General features: G+C 47.4%; 27 protein-coding genes and 1 riboswitch. Of the genes, 5 read left to right on the forward strand and 22 right to left on the reverse strand.

Annotation, left to right across the window (positions count from 1 at the left end):
- Positions 1-82: 82 nt before the first annotated feature.
- The 3 genes from ABGV42_RS11985 (at position 83) to ABGV42_RS11995 (ending at position 2,836) form a co-directional block, all read left to right on the forward strand.
- Positions 83-577, forward strand: a complete 495-nt coding sequence (locus ABGV42_RS11985; protein ID WP_347381848.1) for a cation:proton antiporter regulatory subunit — start codon at positions 83-85, stop codon at positions 575-577.
- Positions 578-581: 4 nt separating this feature from the next.
- Positions 582-1,820, forward strand: coding sequence for a cation:proton antiporter (locus ABGV42_RS11990; RefSeq protein ID WP_347381849.1), 1,239 nt, complete (start codon positions 582-584; stop codon positions 1,818-1,820).
- 110 nt (positions 1,821-1,930) lie between these two features.
- Positions 1,931-2,836: a YitT family protein gene (locus tag ABGV42_RS11995; protein ID WP_347381850.1), complete on the forward strand. Its 906-nt coding sequence runs from the start codon at positions 1,931-1,933 to the stop codon at positions 2,834-2,836.
- Between the two features lie 115 nt (positions 2,837-2,951).
- Here ABGV42_RS11995 and ABGV42_RS12000 read toward each other — a convergent pair whose 3' ends face one another.
- From ABGV42_RS12000 to ABGV42_RS12030, 7 genes are all read right to left on the reverse strand, one after another.
- Positions 2,952-3,965: a zinc-binding alcohol dehydrogenase family protein gene (locus tag ABGV42_RS12000; protein WP_347381851.1), complete on the reverse strand. Its 1,014-nt coding sequence runs from the start codon at positions 3,963-3,965 to the stop codon at positions 2,952-2,954.
- Entirely contained in the window at positions 3,965-4,927 is a 963-nt protein-coding gene (locus ABGV42_RS12005) for an aldo/keto reductase (protein ID WP_347381852.1), read from the reverse strand. The genes ABGV42_RS12000 and ABGV42_RS12005 overlap by 1 nt, the downstream gene beginning before the upstream one ends.
- Before the next feature lie 211 nt (positions 4,928-5,138).
- Positions 5,139-6,278, reverse strand: coding sequence for a cyclic dehypoxanthinyl futalosine synthase (mqnC, locus tag ABGV42_RS12010; RefSeq protein WP_347381853.1), 1,140 nt, complete (start codon positions 6,276-6,278; stop codon positions 5,139-5,141).
- 366 nt (positions 6,279-6,644) lie between these two features.
- Entirely contained in the window at positions 6,645-7,814 is a 1,170-nt protein-coding gene (locus tag ABGV42_RS12015) for a trans-sulfuration enzyme family protein (RefSeq protein ID WP_347381854.1), read from the reverse strand.
- Complete coding sequence (locus tag ABGV42_RS12020; protein WP_347381855.1) at positions 7,807-8,994, reverse strand: PLP-dependent transferase; 1,188 nt, start codon at positions 8,992-8,994, stop codon at positions 7,807-7,809. The genes ABGV42_RS12015 and ABGV42_RS12020 overlap by 8 nt, the downstream gene beginning before the upstream one ends.
- A gap of 24 nt (positions 8,995-9,018) precedes the next feature.
- Positions 9,019-9,936, reverse strand: a complete 918-nt coding sequence (metA, locus tag ABGV42_RS12025; RefSeq protein ID WP_183521267.1) for a homoserine O-acetyltransferase MetA — start codon at positions 9,934-9,936, stop codon at positions 9,019-9,021.
- Between the two features lie 238 nt (positions 9,937-10,174).
- Positions 10,175-10,300, reverse strand: a riboswitch (SAM riboswitch).
- 261 nt (positions 10,301-10,561) lie between these two features.
- A complete protein-coding gene (locus ABGV42_RS12030) occupies positions 10,562-10,705 on the reverse strand; it encodes a hypothetical protein (protein ID WP_347381856.1) in 144 nt (47 codons plus the stop codon).
- Between the two features lie 49 nt (positions 10,706-10,754).
- Between ABGV42_RS12030 and corA the strand changes: the two genes are divergently transcribed.
- Positions 10,755-11,690: a magnesium/cobalt transporter CorA gene (gene corA / locus ABGV42_RS12035; protein WP_347381857.1), complete on the forward strand. Its 936-nt coding sequence runs from the start codon at positions 10,755-10,757 to the stop codon at positions 11,688-11,690.
- A gap of 95 nt (positions 11,691-11,785) precedes the next feature.
- Here corA and ABGV42_RS12040 read toward each other — a convergent pair whose 3' ends face one another.
- From ABGV42_RS12040 to ABGV42_RS12075, 8 genes are all read right to left on the reverse strand, one after another.
- On the reverse strand, positions 11,786-12,787 hold the full coding sequence (locus tag ABGV42_RS12040; protein ID WP_347381858.1) for an HRDC domain-containing protein: 1,002 nt from the start codon (positions 12,785-12,787) through the stop codon (positions 11,786-11,788).
- A 182-nt stretch (positions 12,788-12,969) separates the two neighbouring features.
- Complete coding sequence (locus tag ABGV42_RS12045) at positions 12,970-13,848, reverse strand: ROK family protein (protein ID WP_347381859.1); 879 nt, start codon at positions 13,846-13,848, stop codon at positions 12,970-12,972.
- 70 nt (positions 13,849-13,918) lie between these two features.
- Entirely contained in the window at positions 13,919-14,608 is a 690-nt protein-coding gene (locus tag ABGV42_RS12050; RefSeq protein WP_347381860.1) for an MOSC domain-containing protein, read from the reverse strand.
- A gap of 33 nt (positions 14,609-14,641) precedes the next feature.
- Positions 14,642-15,757, reverse strand: a complete 1,116-nt coding sequence (locus ABGV42_RS12055) for a phosphodiester glycosidase family protein (protein WP_347381861.1) — start codon at positions 15,755-15,757, stop codon at positions 14,642-14,644.
- Positions 15,754-16,647, reverse strand: coding sequence for a 5'-3' exonuclease (locus ABGV42_RS12060; protein ID WP_095359096.1), 894 nt, complete (start codon positions 16,645-16,647; stop codon positions 15,754-15,756). Before ABGV42_RS12060 ends, ABGV42_RS12055 begins: the two co-directional genes overlap by 4 nt.
- A gap of 177 nt (positions 16,648-16,824) precedes the next feature.
- On the reverse strand, positions 16,825-17,190 hold the full coding sequence (locus ABGV42_RS12065) for an arsenate reductase family protein (RefSeq protein WP_347381862.1): 366 nt from the start codon (positions 17,188-17,190) through the stop codon (positions 16,825-16,827).
- Positions 17,191-17,402: 212 nt separating this feature from the next.
- On the reverse strand, positions 17,403-18,386 hold the full coding sequence (locus ABGV42_RS12070) for an RluA family pseudouridine synthase (RefSeq protein WP_347381863.1): 984 nt from the start codon (positions 18,384-18,386) through the stop codon (positions 17,403-17,405).
- Entirely contained in the window at positions 18,383-18,958 is a 576-nt protein-coding gene (locus ABGV42_RS12075) for a cob(I)yrinic acid a,c-diamide adenosyltransferase (RefSeq protein ID WP_347381864.1), read from the reverse strand. The genes ABGV42_RS12070 and ABGV42_RS12075 overlap by 4 nt, the downstream gene beginning before the upstream one ends.
- Before the next feature lie 227 nt (positions 18,959-19,185).
- Between ABGV42_RS12075 and ABGV42_RS12080 the strand changes: the two genes are divergently transcribed.
- The gene (locus ABGV42_RS12080; RefSeq protein WP_347381865.1) at positions 19,186-19,797 is read left to right on the forward strand and encodes a DedA family protein; all 612 of its coding nucleotides are present in this window, start codon (positions 19,186-19,188) and stop codon (positions 19,795-19,797) included.
- 119 nt (positions 19,798-19,916) lie between these two features.
- Here the strand turns inward: ABGV42_RS12080 and ABGV42_RS12085 are convergent, their stop codons facing one another.
- From ABGV42_RS12085 to ABGV42_RS12115, 7 genes are all read right to left on the reverse strand, one after another.
- On the reverse strand, positions 19,917-20,456 hold the full coding sequence (locus tag ABGV42_RS12085; RefSeq protein ID WP_347381866.1) for a bifunctional adenosylcobinamide kinase/adenosylcobinamide-phosphate guanylyltransferase: 540 nt from the start codon (positions 20,454-20,456) through the stop codon (positions 19,917-19,919).
- Positions 20,457-20,490: 34 nt separating this feature from the next.
- Positions 20,491-21,042: a hypothetical protein gene (locus ABGV42_RS12090; protein ID WP_347381867.1), complete on the reverse strand. Its 552-nt coding sequence runs from the start codon at positions 21,040-21,042 to the stop codon at positions 20,491-20,493.
- 159 nt (positions 21,043-21,201) lie between these two features.
- Complete coding sequence (locus ABGV42_RS12095) at positions 21,202-21,423, reverse strand: aspartyl-phosphate phosphatase Spo0E family protein (protein WP_307721001.1); 222 nt, start codon at positions 21,421-21,423, stop codon at positions 21,202-21,204.
- Between the two features lie 190 nt (positions 21,424-21,613).
- Positions 21,614-22,822, reverse strand: a complete 1,209-nt coding sequence (locus ABGV42_RS12100; RefSeq protein ID WP_347381868.1) for an aminotransferase class I/II-fold pyridoxal phosphate-dependent enzyme — start codon at positions 22,820-22,822, stop codon at positions 21,614-21,616.
- A gap of 13 nt (positions 22,823-22,835) precedes the next feature.
- Entirely contained in the window at positions 22,836-23,336 is a 501-nt protein-coding gene (locus tag ABGV42_RS12105; RefSeq protein WP_347381869.1) for an Lrp/AsnC family transcriptional regulator, read from the reverse strand.
- Between the two features lie 179 nt (positions 23,337-23,515).
- The gene (locus tag ABGV42_RS12110; RefSeq protein WP_347381870.1) at positions 23,516-23,911 is read right to left on the reverse strand and encodes a spore coat protein; all 396 of its coding nucleotides are present in this window, start codon (positions 23,909-23,911) and stop codon (positions 23,516-23,518) included.
- Between the two features lie 37 nt (positions 23,912-23,948).
- Positions 23,949-24,179 (reverse strand): hypothetical protein, encoded by a 231-nt coding sequence (locus ABGV42_RS12115; RefSeq protein ID WP_347381871.1) that lies wholly within the window; start codon positions 24,177-24,179, stop codon positions 23,949-23,951.
- Positions 24,180-24,255: the final 76 nt, after the last annotated feature.

Consider the following 24,255-nt stretch of genomic DNA (forward strand, 5'->3'; position numbering starts at 1 on the left):
CTTCCAAATACAGATCATTCTATTTTCGGGAAATAAGCCTGTCTTCTGTGGCCAGCCCTCAATTTAAGGAGGCATACTATCCATGGATGTACGTGAAACAGATTTGCCGGGAATCGGCAAGAAATTTCAGGTTGAAACGAGCAGTGGAGATAAAATTATCATCATTATTCATGATGACGGACGGCGTGAAATGTACCATTTTGAATACGACGATCCAGATCAAAGCATCTCCATGATTACGCTCGATGATTATGAAGCCAGACAAATTGCCGCTATCGTTGGCGGATTGACCTATAAGCCGAAACAGCTTGAAAACATTGAAGTTACTTTTGACGATCTGATTATCGAATGGTACAAAATCGAATCCTCCTATGGATGCATCGGCAAGTCCATTGGTGAACTGGACGTACGTCAAAACTCTGGGGCAACGGTTATAGCCGTTGTAGAGAAAAACCACAAAAAACATATCAGCCCCGGTCCTGAGGTCGTGATTACTGCAGAGTCTACAGTTGTTGCCGTTGGCGAACGCAATCAGCAGAAACTCTTCAAATCCCTCCTCCTGACCGGAAGGGGGTGAGTCGATGGATCATCTGATTTTTGAAGTTGGTCTGGCACTCGTTCTCATTGCTGCCGCTGGCCTCTTGTCTGCCAAATTACGTTTTTCGGTCGTCCCGTTTTACATTCTGATCGGGATGGCCGTAGGTCCACATGCCATGAAAATATGGCATCTGGACTTCCGTTTTATCGAAAGCCAGCCCTTCATCGAATTTATGGGCCGGATCGGTATCCTGTTCCTGCTCTTCTATCTCGGATTGGAGTTCTCGGTTGGACGTCTAATCAAATCGGGTAAATCGATTGCCGTGGGCGGTTCGATCTATATCGCGATTAACTTCACACTTGGATTAATTTTCGGATTTGCATCGAATTTCCCACCTGCTGAGGCACTTGTTATTGCAGGGATCACCACCATTTCCTCCAGTGCCATCGTGGCCAAGGTGTTAGTGGATCTGAAACGTACAGCCAATCCGGAAACGGAAATGATTCTCGGGATAATCATGTTTGAAGACGTGTTCCTGGCTGTCTACATCTCCATCCTATCCGGATTGGTGCTCAGTGACTCATCCTCTATCGGAGGTGTCATCGTATCCGCGCTTATTGCGCTTGGATTCATGCTCATTGTCATCATACTGGGTCGCAAAGCGACACCACTGCTCAACAAGTTGCTCAAAATACGCTCCAATGAATTGTTCTCACTTGTGATTTTCGGTGCATTGTTCCTGGTCGCCGGATTCTCCGAAACCATTCACGTAGCTGAGGCCATTGGTGCATTGCTCGTTGGTCTGGTCCTGGCGGAGACAGAACATGCCAAACGGATTGAACATCTGATCCTGCCATTCCGTGACTTCTTCGGAGCCATCTTCTTCTTCAGCTTCGGATTGTCCATCGACCCTCTGTCCCTTGGCGGAGAAGCCGTATGGCTGGCTTTGATTGCTGTTGTCATTACACTATTCGGTAACTTCCTGGCAGGCATGCTGGCCGGACGCAGTGCGGGACTGTCTCCAAAAGCTTCTGCTAATATTGGTTTAACCATTGTATCCCGCGGTGAATTTTCAATCATCATGGCCAACATGGGTAAAGCCGGTGGACTTCTGCCGCTTCTCCAACCGTTTGCCGCACTGTATGTACTGATTCTGGCTATTCTTGGACCACTACTGACCAAAGAGTCCAAACATGTGTTTAGAATTTTGGATAAAATATTCAAGTTCAAAGATCCTCGGAAAAAGAAAGAGGAACCAAAGGTTTTGCAGAAAGAAGGATAAAAACCCCTGTCTGTTCAAAAACAGGCACGGGATCGAAACCGCGGCTCTTCGCCGATCTTTCTGTGAACACCCAGGGAGAATGGCTCCAGCCGCACCAAGGAGGATGACCTATGAAAGCACCTCTGATATCGGCTAATCCGGTGCCACAAACCGCCAAGACCAGAATATCATCCACGCGCCGCTTCCTGAATTTTATGCTGGTAATCGTAGGTGGAATTCTCGCCTCCGTGGGACTTGAATTATTCCTGCATCCCAATAAGATTATTATTGGAGGCATTACAGGCATATCTTCTCTGTTCGCCCATTGGACCGAGATGAGGATTGGATTGTTCCTATTTCTATTCAATGTTCCGTTTATATTTTTATCCTACAGGCTGGTGCAAAAGAAATTCGTATTGGTTACAGTACTGGGTCTGGTTGTCTTTTCGATCGGTGCCATCGTGCTTCATCCTATGCCGCCGCTGGTTGAACACCCACTAGCTGCCGCCATGTTTGGCGGATTATGTCTGGGTGTTGGAATCGGACTTGTGGTGCGGTATGGCGGGACACTGGATACGCTGGAAATCGGTGATCCGTCCTCCCGGCCACCTGAACGGGTATTTAGCGGGAAACGGATGCTTATCGAAAAAATAATCATGCTGCTCAACTTGCTGATTCTGACAGCTGCAGGTGTTGTCTTTGGTTGGGATCAAGCGATGTACTCTGTGATTGCCTATCTTATTGCATATGAAATGGTATATATTGCATTCCGTGGATTCACATCCACTCGCAAATTGTACATTTTGACTACCCAAAGCTCGCAGGTTGAAAAAGCCGTTCGCAAACGTCTGCGACGGGAACCTGGATCTCCTGTGCCATCATCTGAACTTGCTTCTTCCGTTCCTGCTGAAGGATGGATTCATAATATCCCGGGGGCATTGTACTATGAAGTTCATTTTCTGGAGATGGTGTGGTTGAAATCCATTGTGCGCCATATAGATCCGCACGCTGGAATTGTCACCTACTCGGAGAAATGACTACCACGCCTTGAACCAAAAAAAACTCTCTCTAAACGCAGTGATTAAGATATCACTTCAGCTTAGAGAGAGTTTTTTATGCTTGAATTCCTGTTTGCTCTCAACTTCGATATGTTTACAGTTCAACTATAGCTTTTATGACATGTGTATCTGGCAGCAACCACTTGTCCATGGAGGAAGGCAGCTGAGTTAAATGTTCCCGATGGGTAATATAGCCATCCATGCTGAGCTCCTTCTGCCGTAAGGTCGATATAACGTGCTCAAAATCCGCACGCGTTGCATTGCGGCTGCCCAGTATGCTCATCTCCCGTTTATGAAATTCAGGATCATGAAACGTAATATCAGCTTTGACCAAACCTACATAAATCAATTGTCCTCCATGAGCTACATATCGAATGGCCTCATTCATGGACTGTACATTGCCTGTTGCATCAAATACAGCGGTAGCGTAATCACCTTCTGTCACTTCGGCTACCCGCTCCACCACCTGATCCGTTGCCTGTATTACAACATCTGCTCCAGCCCAGGTACGGCTTAGTTCCATTCGGTCCAGGTTCCGATCAATGGCGATCACTCGGGCCCCAGCCTGTTTGGCAAACGCCATCACTCCAAGTCCGATCGGCCCTGCCCCAATTACAATAATCTGCTCCTCAGGCTGCAGACCCGCTCTTCTTACGGCATGGGCACCGATACTGAGTGGTTCAACCATCGCTGCTTCGTCCAGGGTCAGTCCTTCCGCCTTAATTAAATGGGAGACAGGGACACTGATTTTTTCGCGCATTCCTCCATCCACATGTACTCCCATGACCTGCATGGATGCACAGCAATTCGTTTTGCCTGTTCGGCAGGCTATGCAGTGACCACAGTGCAAATAGGGGATAATGCTAACCTGGTCCCCAGCTTGAAGCCCGGCTGTATTAGGACCTATGTCGTCAATGATCCCTGACAGTTCATGTCCCAGAATACGAGGATAGGTAAAAAAGGGCTGGTTGCCCTTATAGGCATGCAGATCCGTCCCGCAGATTCCAATCCGCCTTATGTCTACAATGGCCTCATGTTGGGCTCGAACAGGTTCGTCGATATCCTGTATTGTTAATCGATTGATCTCTTCACACACAACAGCCTTCATCACTGTTCCCCCTTCGCTGCTCTCTGCAATGGTTCGTTATACTCGGGACGACCACTTGCCCATGTCACGTTATGAACGGGTGCAAGAATACGTAATACCTCTGCCAAAAGCTCTTCATCGAGAGGTTCGTCCACCCACGCCGCATTATGGCGGATGTTGAGTTCACTGGCGCTGCTCACCAGTGTGGTTGGGATCTGTTCATTTGCCGTAGCAAACTGCACAGCCAGCATGGCAATATTCGTGCCTTGCTCTGCACAGAACTGCGCAGCTTCCAGACAGACTTGTTTGACGCGCTCCTCTGCAGGATGCCAGGCAGGCGTTCCTCTTGTTCCTAATAAGCCCATGGAGAGAGGCGAAGCATTAACGAGGCCAACTCCCTCTTTTTCCAACAAGGGCAACAAGGACAGCAGCGATGTATCATTCAATGCATAGTGACAATATGAAATGATGGCATCGGCATCAATCTGCGGTAGCACCTTCTCAAACATGGGTAACGGCAGGCCACAGATCCCCGCATGACGAATTACGCCCTGCTCTTTAAGGCGCAGCAAGGTTGGATAGGCTTCTTCAATAATGATCTCTGCCGGCACAAACTCAATATCATGCAGGAACAGAATATCAATATAATCGGTGTGCAATCGTTTCAAACTTTCCTGTACACTATCCCGAATGCGCTTACGGGAAAAATCAAATTCATTCTCCCCGTAACGCCCAGCCTTGGTTGATAAAATATAAGAGCTTCGCGGCTGGCTTCGTATCGCTTCTCCAAGTACCGTCTCTGCTTTGGTTAGACCATAGTAGGGGGACACATCTATATAGTTCATTCCAGCATCCAGAGCTGCATGTACCGTACGAATACCTTCTCCGCGATCAATATCGCGAAATACCGAACCCAGGGAAGATGCCCCAAAACTCAACACAGGTACGTCCAAACCGGTCCTGCCAAGGATTCTTCTTTTCATTGCCTAGCTCCTTCCCAGCATGTCTATTGCTCCATTTCTTTCATTTTAACAGTTCAATATTAATATAGAATATCGCCATATGCGTAATATGTACTCTTTCATGACCTCGGAATGTTTCCTAACGACGACAATTCAACAAAAAACCACTGATTCCCTTCTCATGGGTAACCAGTGGTCTTCAATCTCATACGTATATATGGATATATCTTTATTAGTTCTGCATGACAAAATCTTGCTGTACTGAATTCTCTTCTTCATCGAACATGCGCAAAATATCGTATCTTGTATTACGCTGTGCCGGGATATAACCCGCCTCACGAATGAGCTGAAGAATCGAGCCAATGTTGACTTTGTATGTAGCACCCGCTGCGGATACGACATTCTCTTCAATCATTGTGCTGCCGAAATCATTACAGCCAAATTCGAGTGATTTCTTACCAATTTCAGGGCCCATGGTTACCCATGAGGATTGAATGTTCTTGATGTTATCAAGCACAAGACGGCTGATCGCTACCGTCTTCAGATATTCTTCCGGAGTTTGGCGCTCCAGTTTCAGATTCGTATTATCCGGTTGGAACGTCCAAGGAATGAATGCCAGGAAGCCTTCTGAGTCATATTTGTTCGCAATGCACTCATCCTGAGCTTCACGTACACGAAGCAGGTGCAGTGCGCGCTCTTCCATCGATTCACCCAAACCAATGACCATCGTTGCCGTTGTGTTCATCCCGATCCGGTGAGCTGTTTGCATAACGTCCATCCAGTCGCGCCATGAACCTTTCAGACGGCTGATTTTGCGGCGTGTACGGTCATCCAGAATTTCAGCGCCTCCACCTGGCAAGGAATCCAATCCTGCTTCGTGAATGGCACGTACTACTTCTTCCAAAGTAAGTCCATCGGATACTTCTACCATCTTCATAATTTCTGCTGGTGAGAAGGAGTGCATGGTAATGTTCGGGAAACGTTCCTTGATTGCTTTTAACAGATCCGTGTAATAGCTGAAAGGCAGGTTCGGATTCGTTCCACCTTGCATCAGAATCTCAGTGCCGTTTACATCTTGTGTTTCCTGAATTTTCTGGAAGATCACTTCGTCCGGCAATACATATCCTTCATCTGATCCAGGTCTGCGATAGAAAGCACAAAAACGGCAGTACACATCACACACGTTGGTGTAGTTGACGTTACGCCCGATAACAAATGTTCTGTATGGCTCAGGGTGCATGCGTTTCATAACCACATTGGCAGCTGCCCCGATTTTGTCGACTTCGTTCGATTCAAACAGCTGAATCGTGTCTTCCAGGTCTAAACGTTCGCCCCGAAGGGCTTTATCTAAGATACGGTCTACCGTACTCATCGTAAAAAGCCTCCCTCATGAAGAGAAAATATGATCACGATCCGTCCCGACTTGTATATATGCCAGCCTTGTGCATGATGGGTTCCAAATGCTTGCGTAGAGGATCTAACGAATTGGAACGTTTCGATCCATATCCGGGTTATTGAAAAACAACTCATTGGATCGATGCATAAGACGCAGGGCTTGCAAGTTCTGGTGGCAACATCGCATTTCTGTACTCTGTCTATCGTAACACAGGTTACATGTGAAAAAAAGCACCTTATGAACAGGTGCTTTAAAATTAAGTAAAAATATTGACATATTCATTCTATTATAATTCCAGCTTTTTAGACGTATCTGTTGTTTTTAACTAGCCAAAAAGATGAATTAAGACTCCTGAAGTGCCTGATCCAGATCAGCAATCAGATCGTCAATGTCTTCCAACCCGACTGAGAAGCGCAGCAATCCATCGGTAATGCCTCGTTCTAGGCGTACCTCAGCAGGCATCGCAGCATGGGACATCATTGCAGGATAGGACAGAATACTTTCCACGGCACCCAGACTGACTGCTACGATTGGTAGCTTCACTCGGTTAAGCACCGCTTTGGCACGTTCACCTGATCCAACGTCAAATGAGACAACCGCTCCGTAACCCGTGGATTGACGCTCATGAGCTTCACGCCCCGGATGCTCCAGCAGTCCAGGATAGTATACTGCGGTAATATCACTGCGTCCACTGAGCCAGGCTGCCAGCTTCGCCGTGCTTTGTTCACTGTGTGCCATACGTGCTCCGAGTGTTTTCATACCGCGCATCAGAAGCCAGGATTCTTGAGCACCGAGCACGGTACCAAGCCCATTTTGAAGCTGCTTGAGTTGTCTTCCCAGCGCTTCGGTACGGGCAACGGCCAGTCCGGCAAGTACGTCACTATGTCCACCAAGAAACTTGGTTGCACTATGTACAACTATGTCCACGCCAAGCTCAATTGGGCGCTGATAATAAGGCGTCATGAATGTGTTATCAAGAATTGTGATCAGCTCATGTTCCTGTGCCCACGATGTGACGGCAGCGATATCCGTAATCCGCAGTGTCGGGTTCGAAGGTGTCTCCATATAGACTGCCTTCGTATTCGGCTTAATGGCCGCCTTCACTTCTTCAATATTGGTCATATCCACAAACGTCGTCTCAATCTGCATTCTGCTCAGAATCGACGTGAGCAGGCGGTATGTTCCCCCATACACATCTTCCGTTACGATCATGTGGTCGCCTGCCGAGAACATCAGGAACACACTGGAGATTGCAGCCATTCCTGAGGAATAGGCGAATCCGCGGGCTCCACCTTCAAGCAGGGTGATGTAATCTTCCAATGCCTGACGTGTCGGATTACCTGAACGGCTGTAATCATGCTGCGGTGGATTAAAGATGTCAAAATGATGGAATGTGGACGCCTGGTAGATCGGAACGCTGGAGGCTCCTGTTGTTTTATCCACTTCATCACCGAAATGCAGCAGCTTGGTATCAAACTTCAATTCGGATTGCTTATTGTTCTGCTCACTCATGATGTACGCCTCCTTCAACCTCGCGCTGTGCAGCTTCCAAGGCATTCCCCAAATCCGCAATCAGATCATCTGCATGCTCAATACCTACGGAGAACCGCAGCAAGCGATCATCGACCCCTACGGCATCCCGTATTTCTAGCGGGATATCCGCATGCGTCTGCACCGCCGGATACGTCATCAATGATTCCACACCGCCAAGACTTTCGGCAAAAGCAATCAGCTTGATATGGCGCAGCAGTGGTTCAACCAAACGGGCATCCTTAACTTTGAAAGAGAAGATGCCTGTATTTCCTCTGGATTGTTTCTTTTGCACCTCGTATCCTGGGTGATCGGACAAACCAGGGTGGTATACTTCGCCCACGGATGGATGTTCCAGCAAATACTTGGCAATGGTAAGTGAATTATACTCATGACGCTCCATACGAAGCGCGAGTGTCTTCATGCCTTTCATTAACTGATAGGAATCACTTGGAGACAGTACTGCACCGATGGAGTTATGCAGGAACGCCATCTCGGCTGACAATTCCTCTCCCTTGGTGATAATCAATCCGGCGAGCACATCGTTGTGTCCACCCAGATACTTGGTTGCGCTATGAATAACAATATCTGCTCCGAGTTCAATAGGACGTTGGAAGAATGGCGTCAGCAGCGTATTGTCCACAATAGTCAACAGGTTATGGTTCTTCGCCCAGGAGCTGACAGCTTCGATGTCCGTAATCATCATAAGTGGATTGGTTGGCGTCTCGATAAATACGGCTTTGGTATTCGGCTGGCGAATGCTCTCCATTGCAACCAAGTCGTTCGTGTCTACATAACTTGCAGTTACGCCAAAACGGGACAGGATACGCTCAAGCAGACGATACGTTCCCCCATACAGATCCAGTGATACAATCAGATGATCTCCCTGTCCGAACATTGCAAAGATGGTTTGCAGGGCTGCCATGCCCGAGCTACAGGCGAAGCCGGCATCACCGGATTCGAGTGCGGCTGCTGCCTCTTCCAATACCTTACGCGTTGGATTGGTCGTACGAATGTAGTCAAAGCCCGTGCTCTGTCCAAGCTTCGGATGGCGAAACGCTGTAGATTGATAGATAGGGAAATTTACGGCACCAGTCACCGGTTCATTGACGGATCCGATCTGAGCTAAGCGACTTTCGATTTTCAACTTATTGTCTTCCATTGCAGCATCCTCCTGTAATCTCGATTAGATTTGCGGGCCAATATCGTAAGGCGTCTCCTGATACACATAGTAATTGAGCCAATTAGAGAATAATAAGTTTGCATGTGCCCGCCAGGTTGCCGGAGGAACACGGGATGGATCGTCGTTTGGAAAATAGTGTCTTGGCAGCGCGATATCCAATCCCTTGGATGCATCACGGTCATATTCCCATTTCAAGGACAATGGATCATATTCCGCATGTCCTGTCACAAAAATTTGTTTGCCGTCTTTGGTTGCAACCAGAAAAATGCCGGCTTCCTCCGATTCGGCCAAAATTTCGAGGTTATCGTTCTTCTCGATATCCTCGCGCCGAACTTCGGTATGACGGGAATGCGGGACATTGAATACTTCATCAAATCCGCGAAGCAGTTGTACGTGAGATTTGTTGATCGTATGTGGAAATACGCCAAAACACTTCTCTTCCAGTGCTACCTTGGGTACACCGAAATGATGGTACAGACCAGCCTGCGAAGCCCAACAGATATGCATGGTCGAAGTCACGTTGGTTTTGGTCCAATCGAAGATCTCCTGAATTTCCTTCCAATAATTCACGTCTTCGAAATCCATCTGCTCAACAGGTGCACCTGTAATGATCATCCCGTCAAAACGACGGTGTTCAATCTCATCGAAGGTTTTGTAGAAGAGATTCAGATATTCCTGTGATGTGTTCTTCGACGTGTGGGACTTGGGATGAACCAGCACAATATCGACCTGAATAGGGGTATTCCCCACCAGACGAAGCAGTTGAGTTTCCGTTGTTTCCTTGGTAGGCATCAGGTTTAATATAGCAATGCGTAGTGGACGAATATCCTGCTGGTAAGCATGTGTCTCGTCCATTACGAAGATGTTCTCACCTGCAAGGACTTCTTTGGCAGGCAGTGCGTCTGGAATTTTAATTGGCATAATGTACAAACTCCTCCTTGTGCATAGATAGATGCAGCCATCACTGGCTTGATGTGTTCACATCAATACCGTGATAGACTGCCATGAGCTTGTCTACAGGTGCGGATTTGCAAATTGAGTGCGCTCTCACCTGACAAACTCAAGTTCCGTAGCGAAAATCAGTGCTGAGAAGTCGGTGCATATAACAAAGACCTTCCTCGGATTCCGAGAAAGGTCATATGTAAATAGATATGCGCCTCTCTCATCTCTCAGTTACAACAGTGCCTCAATGGACACTTAGTCGCTGCAAGAATTAGCACCGTGCGGTATACCGCCGGTTGCCGGGTTTCATCGGGCCAGTCCCTCCACCTACTCTTGATAAGATTTCGCCATATTCAATTGTGTATTTAGTGTGGTTCACCGTCTACTTTAAAACATTAATCCTCTCACGTCAAGCATGTAGTTTTGTGTCTGTTCATGTAGGCCGGAACCGTTTGTCTCTCGCTGTCATACACTGCTTCAGGGCGCGAAATAGACACATTTTTGCGCTTGAAAGCACCATGTACCAGCGTTATACTAAACAAGTGTTGCAAACCCTTATGTGAGAGGTGACATATTCAATGGATGGCGACCCGAGGCCTGACTGTCAGCCGTATTCCGACAAACTGCATAGAGAATTGACATCAGCATGCCGGCAGCGGGACGTTACTTCCGTTTGATTATAAAGCGAACGCAGTCCTGACTTCCAGGCTCCGCTGCCGACCGGCTGATCTGTTCTTTTTGCGCCCATATTGATGAAAATCCGCCTGTTCGGCGGGTGCAGAAGGAGTGGATGAACGATGAAAATCCGGTTGGTAAACAACGGTGTATTTATCCCGGTGGACGATATTGAGCAGGCGCTGACGCCACCAGCTGAGGGATTTTACTGGATCGATGCAGACGTTGATGATCTGGCGGTACTTCAGCCGCTGTTCATGATGCATGATCTGGCTGTAGAGGACTGTTTGAGTGATGAAGAACAGCGTCCGAAGATTGAAATTTATGAGAGCCATTATTTTATTGTCGTAAACAGCATTCGTTTTGATGACGAAGAGATCTTTTTGCGTGCGGTCAACCTGTTTCTTGGCAGACACTATATTATTAGTGTTACGAAGCAAAAAGTCAGCGAACTTCGGACCTTGAAGCCCATTCTGTGGGAACAGGAAGTCAGCACACCAGATCGTCTCCTGTATCTGCTGGTCGATTTGATTGTGGATAACTACTTTACAGTCGGAGACCGGATCGAAGCACGCATCGAGAAACTGGAAGAAGATATTTTGATGCATACGAAAAAATCCCATTTGAATGAAATCATCGGGCTGCGCAGTGAGATCTTGTGGCTCAAGAAGGTGTTGGGACCTCAAAAAGAGGTCATTAATACGCTCAACAAAAAAGATTTGCGTCTGATCGACGATCAGCTGCAGAAGTATTTCAGTGACATCTATGAGAATGCTGTGAAAATATCCGAGACGTTTGAAACCTATCGCGACCTGATGGGGAACTTGCGAGAAGCTTATCAATCCAGTATCGCCAACCGAGCGAACGAAATCATGCGCGTGTTTACCGCCATTACAACGGTGTTCATGCCCCTGACTGTCATTACGGGCATCTATGGGATGAACTTCACGAACATGCCTGAGCTGGACTGGAAGTATGGATATTTTGTTGTCATTGGTCTGATGGTGACCCTCGGCCTAAGCATGTTCTTTATTTTCCGCAAAAAAGACTGGATCTGAACGTACTCACCCAAAAAAGACGAAGCGCTCCATTCAGGGAGAAACGGCTTCGTCTTTTTTTTGCTTTCTTCAAAAACTTCTGTCTACTTTTGGGTCTACCCGGCGTTCCGTTCTGTTTCTACGTGTCTCCGGAATCGAATGCGGATCATGCGCAATCTCTCATACACTTGCTCCAGATTGCCGCTAACCGGCTTGTCTCCGCCATATACTTTATGTAATACGGGTTTAAGGAAACTGTCTCCCAGTTCCTCGTACGCACTCCAGACCGCTTCCTGCTCCTGCTCAGGCATGACCGCAAGCTCAGCATCCAAGAGGCTATCGGTATCATATCCTTCCGTATCGAGCGTCTCCAGCAGTTCAATTAGCTCTCTGCGGGATAGTCCGGAGCGATTCACGATCTCTTCAAGCGTATACCCTTCCTTCATACCCTCAAGCACCTGCTTGCGAGTGGTGAATTTGTCCAGCTCCTGCTTGTATTTCTGTTCTTTTTGCTTGTACAACCAGCTCTCATATTCATCTTCGGACAAAACAGACGGTACCCAATCAAGTGGAAAAGCGGTAGAACGCTCCACTCCGCTCGTGAGTTCCATCCACTCCTGACCGTATTCACTTGCCTTGCTCTCCCCAACACCTGGTAACTGCATGAGTTCATCCATGCTTTGTGGAACAAATGCACTGATCATGCGCAGCAAACGATTCGTTGCAATAAAGTAGGGTGCCTTTCGGTCAGACGCAGCCCTTCTCCTCCGCCAAGTGCATAGGTCAGTATATAATTCTTCATTGCCATAGCGTTCACTGTAACAATGAAGACGCTGTCCCCCATAACTGCGTGATTTCAAATCTTCTGTTTCGTTAAAAAATCCCTGAATCAGTGGACGGTATCCTTCGCTCATCTGAATTGCCAACTGGTGGCGATATATATGGAGCAGTTCTTCCCAGGAGTTCCCCTCATACCAGATGCTGTCTTCGCGATCGCCTTCCTCATAGCGGCTCCACCCGAGATGCCAGGCTCCCTCCTCCTCACCAATCCATAGCTGAGCATGTTCTTCATGTTGACCAGACATTTTGGACAATCTGTTCATGAAAATGACTTCCATTGTGTTCCCCTCCTTAATATTGCAGCCTATTCACGGTTAGATGAGCCGCCTCCAGGCAACAAAAAAAGCACCTCTCCCGCAAATTCATTGCAAGAGAGGTGCTTCCTCATTAACCGTATTATGCTGTTGCTCATATCTTACCACAATGGAAAAATTCGTCAACCATTTGATGATAAAGTGAATTACTTGTTCAAGGCCAATTTTGCCAAGGCCAGCGATCCGCACAAACCAGCATTGTCACCAAGGCCCGGTGGAACGACATACTCGTCGATCTCCGAGTGAAGGGCCGGATGCTGAACATACCCATTTAACAGCTCCTGCAATTTGCTGCGCACCATAGGGAACAGATGCTCTTGCTTCATGACCCCGCCGCCCATTACAATTTTTTCCGGAGTGAGAATCAGTACATAATTCATAAGGGCGTGAGCCAGATAATGAGCTTCAATCTCCCAGGCTTTGTGGTCTGCTGGCAGTTCGTATGCCGGCTGTTCCCAACGCTTATTGATGGCTGGTCCCGCTGCAAGCCCTTCCAGACAGTCCCCGTGGTACGGACAAAAGCCTTCATATGTATCTTCAGGGTGTCTGCGTACAATAATATGTCCCATTTCAGGATGTGACAAACCGTGAACCATTTTGCCGCCTACAACTGCACCGGCACCAATACCTGTTCCGACAGTGATATACAAACAGCTCTCCAGTCCTTGTGCGGCTCCCCAGGTTGCTTCCCCAAGCGCAGCTCCGTTTACATCCGTATCAAACGTCATCGGTACATCAAAATGCTCCTTGAGTTTGCCAATGATATCATACTGACCCCAATGAGGCTTCGGTGTAGTCGTAATATATCCATACGTAGGACTTCCTTCAATCGGGTCAATCGGTCCAAAAGAACCCACGCCCAAAGCTTCAATCCCCTTGCCTTCAAAGAAAGCAATTACCTGAGCCATCGTTTCTTCCGGTGTCGTTGTGGGAAAACTTACCCGTTCAAGCACTTCACCGTTCTCTGTTCCAATCCCACATACAAATTTGGTTCCTCCAGCTTCAATTGCGCCTAAAATCGTCAAGTTAGTCACACTCCCAAGTTAGTTTAAAGTGAAATTCATTTTTGGTTCTGGACGATGATATGTTGAAGATTTACTGCCCGCTCTCCAGGTTATCCAAACGTTTCAATAACGTTTGCCTCCAGCTATCTGACAGTGATGGAATAGCCAGTAATGAACGCATTCCGGCAGCGTCCTTCTTTCCCTGATGCATGATCCGGTTGGCCTCCAGAACGGTCATGGATGCAGGGTCCGTGCGGACTCGCCTGAACGGAGAGTCCGGAGCGACTTCTCCCTCCTCCAGTACGCGAAAATAGAAACCGGTATAGCCACTCTCTTGAAAATATACAGGCAGCTCTTTGAAATCATACCGGGCAGCGAGTTTGAAGCAGGGTTGTCTTGGCTGGCTAACCTGAACCAAGGCTCCGCCCAATTCATATACATCACCAATCCGGACTTGATCCTCGGAACAGCCCTCAACCGTCAAATTCTCTCCACAAGCTCCCAAGTCCAGCTTGCGATTCATCAATTGTTCCAGCGCAGAATACCGGCTGTAATCGTATACACAAACAGCCTTATCCGGTCCGCCGTGATGCTCCAGGTCCGCCTGGCCATCCCCTGTCATTCCAGTGAATGACAGGAAAATCGGGCCGGATACGGGATGTTTGACAATGCCGCTCAGCACTTCACGCTTCTGTCCAGGCAATGGCTGAGGCAGGCCCACATTAATGGCAAGAACAGCTGTTTCACGCTCTGCGGACTGTTGATCATGTGCGAGTGTCATGTATAATTCATACCTCCCATAACGATTAGTTCCTTAACGGACTGAGCCGCCAAAAACGAGTGTATTGCTTAGCAGCCGCCCTGGTGAAGTCAACATCTTGCCACCTGCATACATGCCTGAGGAAGCACCGCCATCCAGATTCATGGCCTGCTTGGCACCGAGCTTCTGCATGACTGCGGCCCACTCTTTGATGGTGGCTCCTGACACAGTTGCAAGCATTACTGAACCGTCGGCCATGATGGCGATCCCGCTTCTGGCACCAGAGGCATTCAAAATCTTGGTATCCTTGAATCCTTCGCTGGTCGGATTCACCGCGACTTTACCGTCTTTCACCAGACGGGGGCCAGCCCCAACGGCAGTCACCACGTCCTGCCAAGGAATCTCTTTGCCTGATGCGTTAGTATATTTATAATTCATTTCTACAGTCGAACCCACGGTGAAGCGATCTGCAGTAGATTTCTGATTGCCCGTAAAGACCAGTACAGATCCATTCTTCGGAATCGCCACATTGTTATTCGCCACTTTCTTGGTGACAACCCCCTTTTCCATCACGACCGCAGTACCACCCTTGAACCCAACTTTTGGTCCACGCTCCGGCGTGTACAGCATGGAAATGCTCGCACTCGCAGAGGGGGTACGGTTAATGAAAGTTGCGTACCAGCTGCGTGACTTACCTGCTGAATCGGTCACTTTACCTGTAAGACTTACCTGAAGTGAATCCATAATCGCTGTGCCGTCTTCCTTAAAACCTATTGTTGTTCCATATCGTCCAATATGTATGACTTTTCCATTTGCTATTAACATGCCGTAAGGATCTGGTGCTCCATTATATGCTTCAAAGAATGCCCCATTAATGGCTGCTTGGGCGCCATATGCTTTGACAATGGAAGGCAATGTTGCCGTTTGACCTACCTGCTTCTTGGCTAATCCTACGGTAACCGGTGTTCCTTTGGGAATACTCACTGTTTGTACGGTGAAATTTCGTCCTGCTGCTTTTACTTTCTGTACTTTGGTGCTAATGGCCGCTTTTGCATCGGCTGTCTGAGGAGCGCTCACTGCTCCTGATAATAACACCGGCAGAGCCAGGACGAGGGCCATAGCCCCTGTCCACCACTTTCTACCGGCACGTTTTGTCTGTATGTTGCTCACCCTATTGCCACTCCCATCCAAGAGCCCAGGCTCTTCATCTCAAGTTGTTCGAACTTGTCCATCACCATATCCGGATCCAGACGCAATTCACATACATCCAGTGCACAGGCTACCGGCACAGCGCAGTGAATTTCTGCCAGTTTACGGGACAGATGCAGCATGTCGAGATCGTTCTCGATTTTTTTTCGTACCGATGGCGTGAGTTTATCCAGGTTGTCCAGAATCCCCTCAATGGTGCCGTATTCCTGCACGAGTTTTAGAGCTGTTTTCTCACCGATTCCACGTACTCCAGGGTAATTGTCACTTGCATCCCCCATCAGACCTTTCATATCAATGACTTGACGAGGGGTCAGCTGCTTCTCTGCCATGAGAGATTCAGGCGTATACACCATGTAATTACCGTGACCTTTTTTCATGATAATAATGCTTGTCCGGTCATTGATCAGCTGCAGCATATCGTGGTCGCCGGTCAGCACCATCACGTTCATATCCGTTTGCTCCGTGTAATACTTGGCCAGTGTACCGATACAATCATCAGCTTCATAACCCTCTGCTCCAATATTCGGAATGCCCAAGCTGTCCATGACTTCACGAATCAATGCAAACTGGGGAATCAGATCATTCGGCGCTTCGGGACGATTGCCTTTGTATGCCGCATACTCTTCACCGCGAAACGTCTTGCCACCCATATCCCAGCAGCATACCACATGACTTGGTCCGAACGTCTGAACCGCATCCCAGAAATAACGGATAAATCCGTATACCGCGTTGGTTGGCAAGCCTGCCTTTGTACGTCTGATATATCCGCTTGCAGATGTCGCATAAAATGCCCGGAACAACACTGCCATACCGTCTACCAGCAACAAAGTAGGTTCATTACGTTGATTCACTTGATTTTGTTCTCTCCTATCTGTATATAGCAAATAAAATATCGAAACTAATTCTATCATTATAGCATAGTTCCGCCAAGCATCGTTCAGCCAAAAAAGCCCTGATTTTTGAACAATTCAGGGCTGTTCATCGGGCTTCATTTATGAATGGATAGACACGTCACTCAGCCTCTATTTTTAAGCGCTGTTCCATTGCTGTTCATACGTCTCTTCCTTGAATCCCACGGTCACCTGTTCCCCATCTGTCACGATCGGACGCTTAATCAGGCGGCCATTGGAGGCGAGCAGACGAATCTGTTCTTCTGCAGACATTTCCGGCAGCTTGTCCTTCAATTGCTGCTCCTTGTACACTTCTCCGCTTGTATTGAAAAACTTCTTCACTTCAAGTCCGCTCTTCTGAATGAGCTCGGTTAATTCGGCATCAGACGGCGGTGTGTCGAAAATGGGGATTAGCTCCAGCTCATGTCCCTGAGCTTCAAGCCATTTTACCGCCTTACGGCAAGTTCCGCATTTGGCGTACTGATATACTTTCAGTTTACTCATTACAATTCCCTCCTAGAGTTGCTCCGGTATCAGGTTGCTCCGGTTTCTATTTCTCGCTTTCCTTGGTTTGCTTCGCCAATCCAAAAGTCGCTCAAAATTGATACCGTCGCCATACGTTTAAAACGATTTAAAACAACATGGAACAAGGATTGCCTGCTCCTCGGATCACAGCAGCATCCTTAATAGGATTCACAAATGTTGATTCGAGACCCCTACACCTCTTCCCTTGGCTTGGCTTCGGTATCTAAACGTTTCTCCAGCGCAGCCATATCTGAAGGAAGCGGCGCATGGAACGTCATGCGTTCCTGTGTAAGTGGATGAACAAACGACAGCTCGCAGGCATGCAATGCCTGGCGGTCAATCCATAGGTCCCGTTCCTCCCGCATAACTGCTGTCTGTTCGTCAATCTCATCCGCAGGTAATGTTTTGTACATTCGATCGCCGATCAAAGGACACCCGACAGAAGTCATATGTACACGAATCTGATGCGTTCTGCCACTCTCCAGCTTCAGATTGACCGCACTTGCAGTCCCACCGTCCCAACGGGTTACCGTGGTGTACAGCGTCCTTGCTGCATAGCCGTCAGGCGTGACAATACGCCGATGAGGCTCCTCCGGGTCACGGTCGATTGGGCCATCAACGGCCCCCTGTTCGGGAGCAGGACATCCATGTACAAACGCAATGTACTTTTTATCTACGGTTCCTGCGATCATTTGTTCAGACACATGCTGATGCACATACGGATTTTTGGCAATGGCCAGTACCCCCGAGGTCTCCTGATCCAGCCGATGAATGGGTCTAAATCGGAAACGCTCTCCTTTGGACTTCCAGTAATGAACAACCCCGTTCGCCAAAGTCCCAGTATAGTGTCCATGTGTCGGATGCACAATTACGCCGGCATCCTTGTTAACAATAAGCAAATGCTCATCTTCATACAAAATGGAAAAAGGAATGGATTCCGGCAAAATTTCATCTGATTCCTCCTGTTCCATCCGAATCTCCAGTACATCCCCAGCCGATACCTTCACGCTGATATACACGCGTTCTCCATTCAACATGATACCCTGCTCCGTGAGCTTCAGCCTGGACAAGAGCTTGCGCGATACCTGCAGCCGGCGCTGAAGCACGGTTTTCAGCAGCCAGCCATCTTCATGATCGGGAACGGTGTAGACAATCGGCGAATAATAGCCGCTCATTCTTTGCGGCGGAACACTTTTTTGCTCCGTACATATTCAATATCCGACACCTGCTGTCTGGCATTGGCGGTCCGTGCTACAACGAAGAAATAATCAGACAGACGGTTCAAGTAACGGCGTACCGATGGATTAATATCCGTATGCTGTCCCAATGTTACAGCGCGGCGCTCTGCACGGCGACATACCGTGCGGCACACATGAAGCGCTGAAGACAGCGGGCTGCCTCCCGGGATAATGAACCTTTCCACTCTCGGGTTCTCCGCATCATACTGGTCAATCCATTGTTCAAGCCGGGTCACCATGTCATCCCGCACTTTATACTTGGTTTCGCTAATTTTCACAAACGCCAGGTCCGACCCGCAATCAAACAGTTCCTGCTGCACCTCCAGCAAATGTTCGCGCAAATCCTCGAATTTCCCCTCTGTATCATCAATCAGACTGATTGCCTGGCCGACAAAACAATTCAGCTCATCTATGGTGCCGTAAGCTTCAACGCGGTCGTCATCTTTGATAACCCGTCCTCCGATGACTGAAGTTTGCCCTTCATCACCTGTTCTTGTATAGATGCCCATTTGCAATCCCTCCAAATATTTAATTTCAATTCGCATGGCAGAACATCGGTTAATTCTTATATGCATGCCCCTCTAACTTCAACTTAACCAGTATACTTGACCTCCCTTGGATACGGAAATGCATTTTTTTCAGAAACCGCTTGTACCCTTTGCACGTATATATGAATTGGCGTGCTCTGCCCGAGTATACGTCAAATTCAGGTAAATCAAAAGTAGAGGAGACGATTATGCAAAACTGGATAACCGATTTCATGGAACAATACGGCTACATAGGCATCGCACTCATTATTGCTCTCGAAAATGTATTTCCTCCCATTCCTTCGGAGATTATTTTGCCTTTCGGCGGATTTATGACGACTTACACCAGCCTAACTCTTCCCGGTGTTATCATTGCAGCTACCATTGGATCTGTGCTGGGTGCAGTGATTCTCTATGGGATCGGACTCCTGATTGACGTGGAGCGTCTGGAGAAAATTGTAGATCGCTGGGGACATATTCTGCGAATCAAAAAAGAAGATATCCACCGTGTTGATGCATGGTTTGACAAATATGGAATGTGGACTGTATTATTCTGCCGCATGGTGCCTCTTGTCCGCAGTCTCATCTCCATTCCTGCAGGCATGTCCAACATGAAATTCGGTTTGTTCGTCCTCTTCACCACCATCGGGACACTCGCCTGGAACATTATTCTGGTCTCCGTTGGGGCAGCACTTGGCGCTTCCTGGGAAAATATTTTGCACTTTATGGACGTCTATTCACTGGTGGTATATGCGCTGCTCGCCATTATCCTGGTTGGGTGTGTGATCTGGTGGATCAGACGTATTAATAAACGCAAATAGAAATCGTGTATCACGCCACGGATTATACTAATACATCTCTCATATAAATAAGCCTCCGCACCACAATTCGTGGTTAAGGAGGCTTTTGTTTGTTTGCCTGTCATCTTGACCTATGATACTCAGTTATCGTTGTACCGCACTTCTTTCTCCTTCAGATCAATGGCAAGTCCTGATACCACCATGTACATGCGTTCCGAGTGAGACTGCAGTGCACGATTCACCGAAGCCATTCTTGCGGCAAAGATACGCTCCTCTTCCGAAGGATACAAGGAACCATGCATTTCATTGGTAATGACAAGCAGCTTGCCCTGATAAGATAGTAAGGCATCAAGCAGCTGTTGTGTATGTACGCGTTGTTGATCAAGATCATCCGTTGCTCTAAATCCGGCAGCCATCCACGATGTCAGGCTGTCCACAATGACTATTCGCTGATCAGCCAGAAACAGATTCGATTCCCGATTGATCTGGTGAATGACTTCCGTCAGGTGATGGCCATTCCCGGCTGAAATGGCGCGATAATGAGCGGATGGCAGTTCCGGAATCACCGGATCATGATCGCCTGTGGATAAGTAGATTCCTTCCCGGCTGATTTGAGCTGCATAACCCAGGGCAAACCTGGTTTTACCACTCCCTATCCCGCCAGTGACCGTAATCAGCAATCCGCTCCCCTCCTTCAGTTACCATACTTATACGCTATTCTGTCAGCGCCTTCAGCACTTTTTTGGATTCTTCTACATTGGCTGCCGATAGCGGAATGGTAGCAAACAGATTTTGGGCGGCATACTCCACATCCTTGAACATTTGCATATCTTCGAGTGGGATACCATAGAGATGGCTTTCTTGCTTCATATCGGTGCCATTGTCTCCTTGACCCTCTTCAACCAGAACTCCACCCTCAAACACACCACGCTTATACTTCTCAGGATCAAATGTATCATCCAACGGAATATTGGAACCATTGCTCCCGTATTGTTTCATATCTGCCTCTGGCAGAATGAAAATATCATGACTGCCTGCTGCGTACTCCACCATAATTTTCTGTACATCATACATGGCGCTTGTAATGACTTCCACTTTAGGTTCCTCACCCAGCTTTTGCTGCAGATTGGTCTGTAACTGCTCCGCGATCACAGATGGATTACCCTGATTATCAATGATGAAAATGGTAAAACCGTCTTTGCCACCACATCCGGCGAGCAAAAAAATTAATGATACGAGTGCGGTTAGCCCCCAAAATCTCTTCATTCCAGTTCCCCCTTTAGTCTCCTAAGTACAATATATCACAATTGTTCCACGCAAAAAAATAACCCTTACAAATAAGAGATTTCTTTACCCCACCAAAAAAAGAAGACCCCTCAGGGTCTCCTTAACATTCATATGGGTAACGTTTTCGTAAGTTTCAATTTATCTCCCTTTTATCGGGTTAGCTTTCATATATTCATTGATCTTCAGATCCAATAAACTGCTGATTTCAATCACAATTTCTGAAGTGAAGGATTTCTCCTCCATGAAAATCTGTTCCATCTTGCGACGAAGCATGTGGATCTCATCTTCCAAGGAAATGTCATGCAAAGATTCGTGATCTGGTCTCACCGACCATCGGTCGCCTTGATCGCCTTCTGCCAGGTAATGCCCACGATTAGTCGGTAAATCATATTCAACACAAAACAATGCTAACCCCTCCTTGGAAAATTAGTTTCCAAATATATGAAAAACATATTTCAAATTGAAATTATATCACAATATTTTGTAAATGAAAGTTATTTTTTTCTAAGTTACAAAATGTCCACATTTGCGAAAAAGAAGCTACTTCTTATTAACCCTCTTTTTGCAGTTTGTAAACAAAATTTCCGATTCGTTCCAAAGCTTCATTCAATTGGGTCACTGAAGTGGCATAAGAACAGCGTAAAAATCCTTCTCCCTGAGGGCCAAATACGTTCCCGGGCACAGCAGCAACTTTATTTTCGGTCAAGAGACGCTCGGCAAAAAGATCAGAGTTCAGGCCGGTCTTTTGAATACTCGGAAATGCGTAGAAGGCTCCCTGAGGTTCATGGCAATCCAGGCCAATATCACGGAATCCCTGTACAATAAGTCGTCTGCGCTGATTGTAGGACTCGACCATGCGGTCCTTCTCTCCCAATCCATTCGTAAGCGCCTCAAGTGCCGCGACCTGTCCCATCGCTGGAGCACACATCACGGTATACTGGTGGATTTTTAACATGGCTGCGATAAGTTCCGGATGACCGCACATGTAACCAATCCGCCAACCCGTCATGGCAAATGCTTTGGAGAAGCCGCTCACAAGAATCGTCCGATCCTTCATATCCGGGATCGAAGCGAAGCTGACATGTTTTTGAGTATACGTCAGTTCTGCATAAATTTCGTCAGCAATGACGATCAGATCATGCTTCTTAATGACTTCTGCGATCGGCAGCCAGTCTTCGTACGTCATGATCGCCCCAGTTGGATTACTCGGATAACATAGAATCACAACTTTGGACTTCGGTGTAATGCGTGCTTCCAGTGACTCGGCAGTCAATTTGAATTGATCTTTGGCATGCGTATCTACGCCCACAGGAACTCCTCCGCCAATGGAGGCAATTGGTGAATAGGCTACATAAGAAGGCTCCGGAATGAGAATCTCATCTCCTGGCACAATTAATGCACGCAGAGCAAGGTCAATGGCCTCACTGCCGCCAACCGTAACGATAATTTCATCCTTGGGATCGTACTTGGTATCAAATTGAGTGTCCAGATAATTACTGATGGCTTCTCTCAATTTGGGCATACCCGCATTCGAAGTGTAACTTGTCATGCCTCTTTCGAGAGAGTATACACAAGCTTCGCGCATATGCCAAGGTGTAACGAAGTCGGGTTCGCCGACACCCAGCGTAATAATATCCTTGTTGTCGCCAACCAGGTCGAAAAACTTCCGAATTCCGGATGGAGGTATCTGCTGAACCAGAGGTGCCAGATACGAGGTCATCTTCTTGTTGTTCCCTGTTGTCTGTTCATTCACTATCATGACACATCTTCCTTTACGGCGAGATCATGAGACGGTTATCTTCCTGATGGTCTTCGAAAATGATCCCGTCCTGTTTATATTTTTTAAGAATAAAGTTTGTTTTGGTCGAAAGCACCGAATCGATTGGAGATAGTTTCTCCGATACAAAGTTAGCGACTTCACGCAGGTTGCCGCCTTCCACTTCTACGAGCAGATCGTATGCACCTGACATGAGATAGACTGATTTCACTTGTGGATACAAATAAATACGTTCAGCAATACCCTCAAAACCACGGCCACGTTCCGGCGTGATCTGTACTTCAATCAGGGCTGTCACTTTCTCATCGTCAATTTTGCTCCAGTTAACCACTGTTGCATACTTTACAATGACGTGGTCCTGTTCGAGCTGGGCCACAGCGTCTTTGATCTTGTCTTCAGACTCCCCCAGCAGTGTAGATAACAGCGCCGGAGACCTTCTCGCGTCTTCCTTCAGCAGATCCAGAACTTTTAATTGCAGATCGTTCAAATCTTTCATGACTTTCCCTCCAGCGTCATCCAGGTTCCTGAAAATGAATTAATACTTATATTACATGAATTTAACGTCTGTGCAAAGCTAAAAACCGCCTGCCCTCAATTCAGGCAAGCGGTGGTATGGTCTGGACAAACGGTGCTTCCATCCTTATTCGCAATGATGCTTCAATCCGTTCTAAAATGTTACATGTAATAAGGGTTGCTGTAATTGGGTTGATGCTGAGGCACATTAGGTGCCTGGCTGTATGGGCTGGACAGGGTGTTCTTTTCCTGAATGAACTGATTACATTTTTGCTGCGTTTGATGTGCAGACTGAATTGTTTTGTCAAGCTCGCTCCGAGTGACTTTGGAAGAAGCGGAATACATATTGTTCTGCTGCATCAGGTTGAATAGCTCCCCTTGCAATCTAAGGGTATCGTTCGTCAGATCTGTAAACATTCTGCGGGTAACAGGGCAGGAAGATTCAGTCGTTGCTGTTGTATATTCACGGGAAGTTCGTCTTAAATCCGCAAGAATCGACTTGAGCAGATCCAGCTCCTGCATAAAATTTCCACTAGATGACAAAGATTGAGAGTACACGCGGTTTCCTCCTATACGTTTAAATTTCTAGGACTACCTAAGCTTGTGTAGGGGCCAGAGACTGGTGTTGCTGAAGGGCATTGACAAGTGTGTTTAGATGCTGTTCATGTGAGCGTACATATTGATTCAAAGCCTGCTGGATTTGCGGGTTATGTGTGATGGAAGCTGTTGCTGCACACTGTTTGATCAGCATCTCTTCATTGGAGATCGAATCCGCAATGTAGTTCAGTTCTTTGGGACTAAGCGCCTGCATCTGCGTGTTTTGCATGTGCTTTTTTCCTCCTTAACCTAAAGTTTATGCGGCTTTATTTTTACCCTGTCCTGCAAAAGTATACTCATTGAAC

Source organism: Paenibacillus pabuli, assembly GCF_039831995.1.
Taxonomy (GTDB): Bacteria; Bacillota; Bacilli; order Paenibacillales; family Paenibacillaceae; genus Paenibacillus; species Paenibacillus pabuli_C.

Excerpts from the sequence above, each read along its gene's own strand:
- ABGV42_RS11985 (WP_347381848.1), top strand. The coding sequence starts at position 83 with ATGGATGTACGTGAAACAGATTTGCCGGGAATCGGCAAGAAATTTCAG.
- ABGV42_RS11990 (WP_347381849.1), top strand. The coding sequence starts at position 582 with ATGGATCATCTGATTTTTGAAGTTGGTCTGGCACTCGTTCTCATTGCT.
- ABGV42_RS11995 (WP_347381850.1), top strand. The coding sequence starts at position 1,931 with ATGAAAGCACCTCTGATATCGGCTAATCCGGTGCCACAAACCGCCAAG.
- ABGV42_RS12000 (WP_347381851.1), bottom strand. The coding sequence starts at position 3,965 with ATGAAGGCTGTTGTGTGTGAAGAGATCAATCGATTAACAATACAGGAT.
- ABGV42_RS12005 (WP_347381852.1), bottom strand. The coding sequence starts at position 4,927 with ATGAAAAGAAGAATCCTTGGCAGGACCGGTTTGGACGTACCTGTGTTG.
- mqnC (WP_347381853.1), bottom strand. The coding sequence starts at position 6,278 with ATGAGTACGGTAGACCGTATCTTAGATAAAGCCCTTCGGGGCGAACGT.
- ABGV42_RS12015 (WP_347381854.1), bottom strand. The coding sequence starts at position 7,814 with ATGAGTGAGCAGAACAATAAGCAATCCGAATTGAAGTTTGATACCAAG.
- ABGV42_RS12020 (WP_347381855.1), bottom strand. The coding sequence starts at position 8,994 with ATGGAAGACAATAAGTTGAAAATCGAAAGTCGCTTAGCTCAGATCGGA.
- metA (WP_183521267.1), bottom strand. The coding sequence starts at position 9,936 with ATGCCAATTAAAATTCCAGACGCACTGCCTGCCAAAGAAGTCCTTGCA.
- ABGV42_RS12030 (WP_347381856.1), bottom strand. The coding sequence starts at position 10,705 with ATGGGCGCAAAAAGAACAGATCAGCCGGTCGGCAGCGGAGCCTGGAAG.
- corA (WP_347381857.1), top strand. The coding sequence starts at position 10,755 with ATGAAAATCCGGTTGGTAAACAACGGTGTATTTATCCCGGTGGACGAT.
- ABGV42_RS12040 (WP_347381858.1), bottom strand. The coding sequence starts at position 12,787 with ATGGAAGTCATTTTCATGAACAGATTGTCCAAAATGTCTGGTCAACAT.
- ABGV42_RS12050 (WP_347381860.1), bottom strand. The coding sequence starts at position 14,608 with ATGACACTCGCACATGATCAACAGTCCGCAGAGCGTGAAACAGCTGTT.
- ABGV42_RS12065 (WP_347381862.1), bottom strand. The coding sequence starts at position 17,190 with ATGAGTAAACTGAAAGTATATCAGTACGCCAAATGCGGAACTTGCCGT.
- ABGV42_RS12070 (WP_347381863.1), bottom strand. The coding sequence starts at position 18,386 with ATGAGCGGCTATTATTCGCCGATTGTCTACACCGTTCCCGATCATGAA.
- ABGV42_RS12075 (WP_347381864.1), bottom strand. The coding sequence starts at position 18,958 with ATGGGCATCTATACAAGAACAGGTGATGAAGGGCAAACTTCAGTCATC.
- ABGV42_RS12080 (WP_347381865.1), top strand. The coding sequence starts at position 19,186 with ATGCAAAACTGGATAACCGATTTCATGGAACAATACGGCTACATAGGC.
- ABGV42_RS12090 (WP_347381867.1), bottom strand. The coding sequence starts at position 21,042 with ATGAAGAGATTTTGGGGGCTAACCGCACTCGTATCATTAATTTTTTTG.
- ABGV42_RS12100 (WP_347381868.1), bottom strand. The coding sequence starts at position 22,822 with ATGATAGTGAATGAACAGACAACAGGGAACAACAAGAAGATGACCTCG.
- ABGV42_RS12105 (WP_347381869.1), bottom strand. The coding sequence starts at position 23,336 with ATGAAAGATTTGAACGATCTGCAATTAAAAGTTCTGGATCTGCTGAAG.
- ABGV42_RS12115 (WP_347381871.1), bottom strand. The coding sequence starts at position 24,179 with ATGCAAAACACGCAGATGCAGGCGCTTAGTCCCAAAGAACTGAACTAC.